Source organism: uncultured Campylobacter sp. (genome assembly GCF_938045465.1).
In the GTDB taxonomy this organism is placed as follows: Bacteria; Campylobacterota; Campylobacteria; order Campylobacterales; family Campylobacteraceae; genus Campylobacter_B.
In genome coordinates, this window is sequence record NZ_CALIBF010000027.1 from 1 (window position 1) to 7,871 (window position 7,871).

At 48.1% G+C, this 7,871-nt stretch carries 5 protein-coding genes; 1 reads left to right on the forward strand and 4 read right to left on the reverse strand.

Annotated features, from left to right (window positions below; translation table 11 throughout):
* Positions 1 to 101: 101 nt before the first annotated feature.
* The 4 genes from ispG to groES form a co-directional block, all read right to left on the reverse strand.
* Positions 102 to 1,169, reverse strand: coding sequence for a flavodoxin-dependent (E)-4-hydroxy-3-methylbut-2-enyl-diphosphate synthase (ispG, locus tag Q0413_RS01365; RefSeq protein ID WP_298986510.1), 1,068 nt, complete (start codon positions 1,167 to 1,169; stop codon positions 102 to 104).
* A 612-nt stretch (positions 1,170 to 1,781) separates the two neighbouring features.
* Positions 1,782 to 2,819, reverse strand: a complete 1,038-nt coding sequence (locus Q0413_RS01370) for a hypothetical protein (protein ID WP_298986513.1) — start codon at positions 2,817 to 2,819, stop codon at positions 1,782 to 1,784.
* Positions 2,820 to 3,403: 584 nt separating this feature from the next.
* On the reverse strand, positions 3,404 to 5,041 hold the full coding sequence (groL, locus tag Q0413_RS01375; protein ID WP_298782652.1) for a chaperonin GroEL: 1,638 nt from the start codon (positions 5,039 to 5,041) through the stop codon (positions 3,404 to 3,406).
* 12 nt (positions 5,042 to 5,053) lie between these two features.
* Positions 5,054 to 5,317 carry a co-chaperone GroES gene (gene groES / locus Q0413_RS01380; protein WP_295151472.1) on the reverse strand — a complete coding sequence of 88 codons (264 nt, stop codon included), beginning with the start codon at positions 5,315 to 5,317 and terminating at the stop codon, positions 5,054 to 5,056.
* Between the two features lie 206 nt (positions 5,318 to 5,523).
* Between groES and Q0413_RS01385 the strand changes: the two genes are divergently transcribed.
* A complete protein-coding gene (locus tag Q0413_RS01385; RefSeq protein ID WP_298986516.1) occupies positions 5,524 to 7,770 on the forward strand; it encodes a hypothetical protein in 2,247 nt (748 codons plus the stop codon).
* Positions 7,771 to 7,871: the final 101 nt, after the last annotated feature.

The window sequence follows — 7,871 nt, forward strand, 5'->3', positions numbered from 1 at the left end:
GCCGAGCAAACTATAACTAGCCAAGCGCGCCAAAATTCAGAGCCGAGCCGCCCAAGCCGCGCGTCATAGCGACATTTAAGCCGCTAGGCGCCCCGCAGTTCTCACACCCCTTCGCGAACCCGCACCTCGTCCTCGACCTCTTGCAAAAACCGCTCCACGAGCTTGCTCTCATCGAGTTTGGCGACCACTTCGCCGTGGCGCATCACGATGCCGCGCCCGTTGCCGAACGCGATCGCCACGTCTGCGCCCTTCGCCTCGCCGATCGCATTTACGACGCAGCCCATGACGCTGATATTTAGCGGCGTTTTGATGTGCGCAGTTTTTTCTTCGACGATTTTGATCGCGCTTAGCAGGTCGCTCTGCAAACGCCCGCAGGTAGGACACGAAATGATATTGACGCCGCTTTTTTGCACGCCCGCGTCCTGCAGGATCGCGCGCGCGACGCGGATCTCCTCCTCAAGCTCGCCGGTGATGCTCACGCGCATCGTATCGCCGATCCCCTCCATCAGAAGCGTACCAAGCGCGATTGCGCTCTTGATGCTCGCGTGAAATTTCGTTCCCGCCTCGGTCACGCCCAGATGGAAAGGATACTCGCATAGCGGGCGCAGCGCGCGATACGCAGCCACCGTACTCGGCGCGTCCGAAGTCTTAAGCGAGATCGCGATATCGCTAAAGTCCTCATCCTGCAGCAGCGCGGCGTTATACAGCGCGCTTTGCACCATCGCCTCCACGCTGCGGCCGTATTTTTGCTCAAACTGCTCTTCGAGTGAGCCCAAATTTACGCCGATGCGGATAGGCAGGCTGCGAGCTTTACACGCGCGCACGACCTCTTTGATACGGTCCTTGCCGCCGATATTGCCCGGGTTTATGCGGATAGCATCGACAAACTCCGCAACCTGCAGCGCCAAGCGAAAATTAAAATGGATGTCCGCTACGATGGGGAGCGGCGAGCTTTTTTTGATCCGCGCGAGCGCGTCCGCGTCCTGCTTATCAAGCACCGCGCAGCGCACGATGTCGCAGCCCGCGAAATACAGGCGGTTTATCTGCTCTAGCGTGCCCTCCACGTCCTTCGTTTTAGAAAAGCTCATCGACTGCACGGAGATGGGCGCGCCGCCGCCGATTTTGACGGAGCCGACGGAGATTTGGCGGGTCGGATAGCGATTTTTCAAATTTAAGCCTTTAGAATTTTTTGCGCTATTTTATTCAAAATGGGGTTAAAATTTAATAATTCGCGCTCGCTAGCCGCCGCAGAATTTCACCCGCTGAATTTTGCTTTTGCGCTTACGAAAAATTTCATTTCGCCGAGAAATTTGAGCGAATAGAGTTCTATAAAATTCTGCCATCTAATAAAATTCTAAAAATTCCGGCGACAAATGAAACTCTACAAAATTTGATGGCAAGCGAAATTTAATAAACCACGCAGCCAAGCAAAATTCTGTGAATTTAGCAGGCGGGCGAAGTCCTGCGACGTAAAATTACAAAATTAAGCTCTTGAAATTTCGGTGAAATTTTATCCGCAGTATCGTCGCAGTGCCCGCTCGCGCAAAACGAGTGCAGTCTGGTTTATCCTGGCAGCGCGACATGTAGCCGTGAAATTCAAAGCCCGTAGATGAAATATGAAAATTCTATCTTTAATTGCAGCATTAGGGCATTGTTTCGCACGACGACAAAGCCGAAAAAACATCAGCCGTTCGTGTTTTTTGCAATGCAAGCGCCATTCTTACAGAGACAGCAAAATTAACCCGCCTACGCATATAAATTGCGCCGGCGTGCCGCCTAGGCTAGCGCACCAGCTCCATATTCACCTTGACCCTGCTCATCTTGTCCTGCAGCATATCCATCACCGACTCATTGCGCGACGAAGCGTCATCCGTCGGGGCTTCGTGCTGCTGCCACTTGCTTTTCGGCGCGGCAGGGCCCCACTGCGACGAAAATATCAGCCCTCGCTTTTTCTCAGTCTCAGGCGCAGGCTCATAAGGCTGTGGAGCGGGCTTCGCCCAACGCTCATCATAACGCATCGCGGCACCTTGTCCTAACGCATTACCCCGCTTTGGCGACGACATCTTACCAAACGCGCTACCGCCAGAGCGCCCTATCACACGGCTAGAGCGAGCAGATGTGGGAAGATAGGGCGCGCGGGCATTTTGACGCGCCGTATATTTCGTGGCACTCGAATGAGATGCAGCTGTATGTCCCATAGCGCTAGAACGAGTTGCACTATAGACGCGGAGAGCTTGCGGCTGTGCAATTCGAGTCGTCGTTAATTTGCGAGCTTGTGCGTCTACGATTTTGTCAGTCTGCCCATCTGCGCCTCCGTGAGCTTGCGCGCTTGCGCTTCTCCGCATATCTGCACCTCTGTAAGTTTGCGCAGTATCGCGGGCGTTTGGCACCTCATCCTCATAGATGCGGGTCTTTGGCAAACGCATCAGCGTCGCGACTAGGCTCTTGCTAGCTCCATTCTGGCTGTTTGATTGATTAGCCGGGCGCTTAGATGCTTTATTTCTCACAGGATGCGATGCAGAATTTTGCCCGGGATTTTTAGTGAAATTTTTCGCACTTTTTCGCGTGGAATTTTTAGCAAAATTCCTAGATACACGCGTATTTTTTGTGAGCTTGGATTTTGAAAGGCTTTTAGCATTTGCAGATTTTTTAGCATGCGGCTCGGTAGAGGATTTCACCGAAGTATTTTTACTCGGATGATCTTTGGCTCGCAGATTTTGAGATGAAATTTTAGATTTATGGTTTTGCTGCGCAGCAAAAACGCTAGAGAAGCTCGTCAAAATGAACGCAATTAAAAAAATACGAGCTAAATTTTTCATCGTTTTCCTTTCCATGGATTTTAGGCGAAATTTAGCAAAGCTTAGATTAAGCCGCGTTAAATTTAATGAGTGAGGCTATGAAATTTCAGCTCTAATTCCAAGCCGTATCGCCAAACAAAAGGCTAAGCTTCAAAAATTCCGCAGCTAGGATTCTGTTTGGCAATAGAATTTTATCACACTAAAAATATGACGCCACGAAAAAATTTTATCTTGTAAGCGTTTAGGTGGGATAGCTGAAAATTTTAAAGTTTTAGAATTCTGCGCTTAAATTTTGAGTGGTAAGTCAGAATTTAAGGTAAAAAGCAAGCTCAGATAAAGTTTTTAAATTTAAAGGATAATGCGGCAAAACCGTAAATTTGCGGTGAGATACGAAATTTATAAGATCATGCAGTGACTAAAAATCACACCGCTTAATCGCTAATTCATAATAAATCGCCGCGCCTTAGACATATCCAAAACGCGGCACATCTCATTTTACGGCGCATAGCAAAAATATCGCCGCGCATAAAGCATTTCGCGGCACTGTAAAAATCTCGCAGCGCCGTTTCAATGGCATGGGAGCGCCGAATGACGCTCCTATGGGACTACATCATTCCGCCCATGCCACCCATTCCGCCCATATCAGGCATTGGAGGCATTGCAGGTTTCTCCTCTTTAATCTCGCTGACGGTCGCTTCGGTCGTTAGAAGCAGGCTTGCGACGGAGACCGCATTTTGAAGCGCTATGCGCTCGACTTTGACCGGATCGATGATACCTGCTTCAAACATATTGACATACTCGCCGTTTGCGGCGTTGAAGCCGAATTTTTTATCTGAGCCTTGCTCGACCTTATTAGCTACGACGCCCGCGTCAAATCCCGCATTCTCGGCGATCTGGCGAAGCGGAGCGAAAAGCGCACGCTTAACGATGTCCGCGCCAATAAGCTCGTCGCCGCTTAGAGCTAGCTTTACGCTAAGTCCAGCTCTGATTAGCGCAGCGCCGCCGCCGATTACGATACCCTCGTCTACGGCTGCTTTGGTTGCGTTTAGAGCGTCGTCCACGCGATCTTTTTTCTCTTTCATCTCGGTTTCGGTCGCAGCGCCCACCTTGATGACCGCAACGCCGCCGCTAAGCTTAGCCATACGCTCTTGAAGTTTCTCTTTGTCGTAATCGCTTGTAGTCTCGGCGATTTGAGCCTTGATCTGCAAAACGCGCGCGTCGATATCTTTTTTCTTGCCCGCGCCGCCTACGATAGTGGTGTTATCTTTGTCGATCACGATGCGCTCGGCTTGTCCGAGATCGGCCATAGAAGCGCTTTCTAGCGTTCTGCCAAGCTCCTCGCTGATGACGGTGCCACCCGTTAAAATCGCGATATCTTCAAGCATCGCCTTTCTGCGATCGCCAAATCCTGGGGCTTTGACCGCAGAGATGTTTAACACGCCGCGAAGTTTATTTACGACCAAGGTCGCAAGCGCCTCGCCCTCGATATCCTCGGCGATGATTAGAAGCGGTTTGCCGCTTTTTTGAACCTGCTCCAAAACCGGAAGTAGATCTTTTAAATTTGTAATTTTTTTGTCAAATAGAAGCACTAGTGGAGAAGCTAGCTCGACTAGCATTTTCTCGGCATTTGTAATGAAATATGGGCTTAGATAGCCGCGGTCAAACTGCATTCCCTCGACTACGTTTAACTCATCGTTGATAGATTTCGCCTCTTCAACGGTGATGACACCGTCCTTGCCGACTCTTTCCATAGCGTCTGCGATCAGATCGCCCACCGCGCTGTCGTTATTGGCAGAGATCGTAGCAACCTGAGCGATCTCTTTTTTGCCGCTTACTTTTTTAGATGATTTTTTTAGCTCCTCAATAACCGCAGCGCTAAATTTATCCATACCGCGCTTAACTTCGATCGGATTTGCGCCCGCAGTTACGTTGCGTAGGCCCTCTTTAAAGATCGCGTGAGCTAGCACGGTCGCGGTCGTAGTACCATCTCCTGCTTGATCGTTGGTTTTGCTCGCTACTTCACGCACCAAAGAAGCGCCCATATTCTCTAGCGTATCTTTTAGCTCAATCTCTTTAGCCACGCTCACGCCGTCTTTTGTGATCGCCGGAGCGCCGAAGCTCTTTTGGATTAAGACATTACGACCGCGGGGTCCCATTGTAACTTTTACAGCGTCGTTTAGCTTCCTAACGCCCGCGTAAAGCTTGTTTCTTGCGTCGTCTGAAAAAATAATCTCTTTTGCCATTTTCAATCCTTTTTATTTAATTATGCCTAAAACATCTTCTAAATTTAAGATAAGAAATTTCTTATCATCTAAGCTAATCTCGCTACCTGCGTATTTTGCAAACGCTACAGTATCGCCATTTTTGACGCCTTCACATTCGCTGCCGACAGCTACGATTTTGCCGGTCGAAGGCTTCTCTTTTGAAGCATTGTCGGGGATGATGATGCCCGAAGCGGTCTTTTTTGTTTCCTCCTCGCGCTCTATTAGAACGCGCTTGCCAAGTGGTTGAAATTTCATTTCAGTCCTTTCTTTGATTTGTGATTTCTAAAATTGGCACTCAATGTGTTTGAGTGCTAAGATTATATGCAAAATTTAAAATCTTGTCAATAGTTTATGAAAAATTTTTATAAAACTTTAGTGATTTAAACTCAAGTATTGAGATTTCAAACGTTAAATTTTAAGGGCTATAATACCCTCAAATTTTAAATTTTTAAGGGGACGAAATGAAAATTTTCGGCATAATCGCAGGAATTTTAATTCTGCTTATCGTAGGCGCGGGCTGCCTATTTTTCAGCGATTTTGGCAACAATCTTGCTAAGCCTTATATAGAAAATTTGATCAAAGAAAAAAGCGGCCTTGACGTGAAGCTCGATAAATTCGATCTAAATTTCGGCGATTTGGACATCAGCGCCAACGTAAATGATGCTGCGAGCGTAAACGTAAAGGGCAAATACTCGCTTTTTGCGCGCTCTTTCGATCTTAGCTACGACGCAAACGCGCACGATCTAGCCAAGCTCGGCATAAAAACGAGCGAAGAGCTAAGCCTCAAAGGGCAAATTTTAGGCGATCTTGACAAATTCGGCATCAACGGCAGCGGGCGGATTTTTGATAGCAACGTAAAATTTTTAGCAAATTTAAAAGATCTCAAGCCGCTTGATCTGCAAATCGACGCTAAAGCTCTAAACGTCGAAAAAGCCCTTTCCGTGGCTTCGCTACCGATCTACGCCAAAGGAAATATCGACATTCTCTCGGACATCAAGGCTAGCGGCGGCGGCGCAGATGGCAACGCGAGCATCAAAAGCTCAAATTTGATCCTAAACGAATCTGCGTTTAAAGATATGAATATCTCCATCCCAAAGGGCGTGCAGATCACGCTAAACTCGGACATCACGGCGCAAAATGACGTCCTGCGAGCAGCAAGCAAGATTGATTCGACGCTAGGCAAGATCAGCGCCGAAAAATCGGAATTTGATCTGAAAAACAAAACTTTAAATTCCGATTTTAATCTGAACTTGCCCGATCTAGCGAAACTCGAAAGCCTTATCGGGCGCAAAATTTCTGGCGACGTTAAAGCAAACGGAAATTTAAAGACCGATTTTTCTACGCTTGAGCTTTCAAACTCGCAAATTTCGGCGTTTAAAGACGCGCTTAAAGCGGATGCGGAGGCTAAATACGATCTGAAAAACAAAAACGGCGAGCTGTCCGCAAAGCTAAACGCAAACGATCTAGCCGCGCTGCAAAACGTCCTGGGAGTGAAGCTGCAAGGCAAGGCAAACGGCGAGCTTAGCGCGGCTCTAGCGCAAAATGAGCTTAAAAATCTAAACTTAAATCTAAACGCGATGGGCGGCAACCTGAATGCGAGCGGAAATTTGAGCGATCTAAAGCTTAAAGCGAGCAATCTAAATCTGGCCGTGCTTTCGGCTCTGTTTTACGGCAGCGCGATCGGAAACGGCACGATAAACGGCGATGCGAAGTTAAGCTTAAAAGACGGCATCAACGGCACGGCGCAAATTTCGCTCGCTAACGGCGTGATTTTTAAGAAATTTTTAGACGGCGCGACGGGCAAGAACTTCCCGAGCGATCTAAAAGCGGACGCGCAGGCGCAGACAAATATCAAAAACTCAGTCGCGACCTTTAGCGTAAGCGCAAACTCCGATCTGGCGCAGCTTCAGAGCTTAAACGGCACCTACGAGCTTAAAAACAAAGCGCTTAAAGCAAACTACGCGCTGCTGATCCCGAGCTTGCAGCGACTAGAGTTTTTTCTAAATCGCAGACTAAACGGCAAAATTGCTGCGACGGGCGAGCTTTCGCATGACGGCAAGAGCCTGTTTGCGACCATAAATTCTAAGGTCGCGGGCGGTGAGCTGAACGGACAGATCGCGGGCGATGAGACAAGCTTTAAAATCCAAAATTTCATCGTCAAAGAGCTTACGACGCTTCTAAATATCGATCACGTCTACGACGGCACGGGCAACGCAAATCTTACGTATAATACGAGCTCGCACAGCGGCAAATTCGACGCGATCATCAACAACGGCCGCCTTCCTAGCGGCGGATTGATCGATAAAATCGGTAAAATTTTAGGGCGCGATCTAGGCGGCGAGGTCTATAACGACGCCAAAGTAAACGGCACGATCAAGCAGAATTTAATCAATTTCAACGCCGATATGAGCGCGCAAAAAAGCAAGCTAAACGTCACCGGTGGCACGCTGGATAGCAAAACGGGCGCGATTTCGGTGCCGGTTAAAGCAAATATCGAAAAGACCGATCTTGAAATAAACATCACCGGCACGATTAAGGAGCCAAAATACGACGTGCGATCGGACTACCTCAAGGGCAAACTCGACAAGCAGATCGGAAAGGGTATCGACAAACTTTTCGGCGTAAAAAAGGACGATAACAGCAGCAAAAACGACGCGAAAAAGGAAAAATCTGACGCGATTAAAGGGCTGATAAATGGGCTATTTTAGCCCATTTGCTCCCATTTAGCGCTTAAAATTTATGGATACTGCTAAACGAGCGCGAAATTTAAAATTTTAAAATTTTGAAACCTCGAGCAGTTTAAATTTTA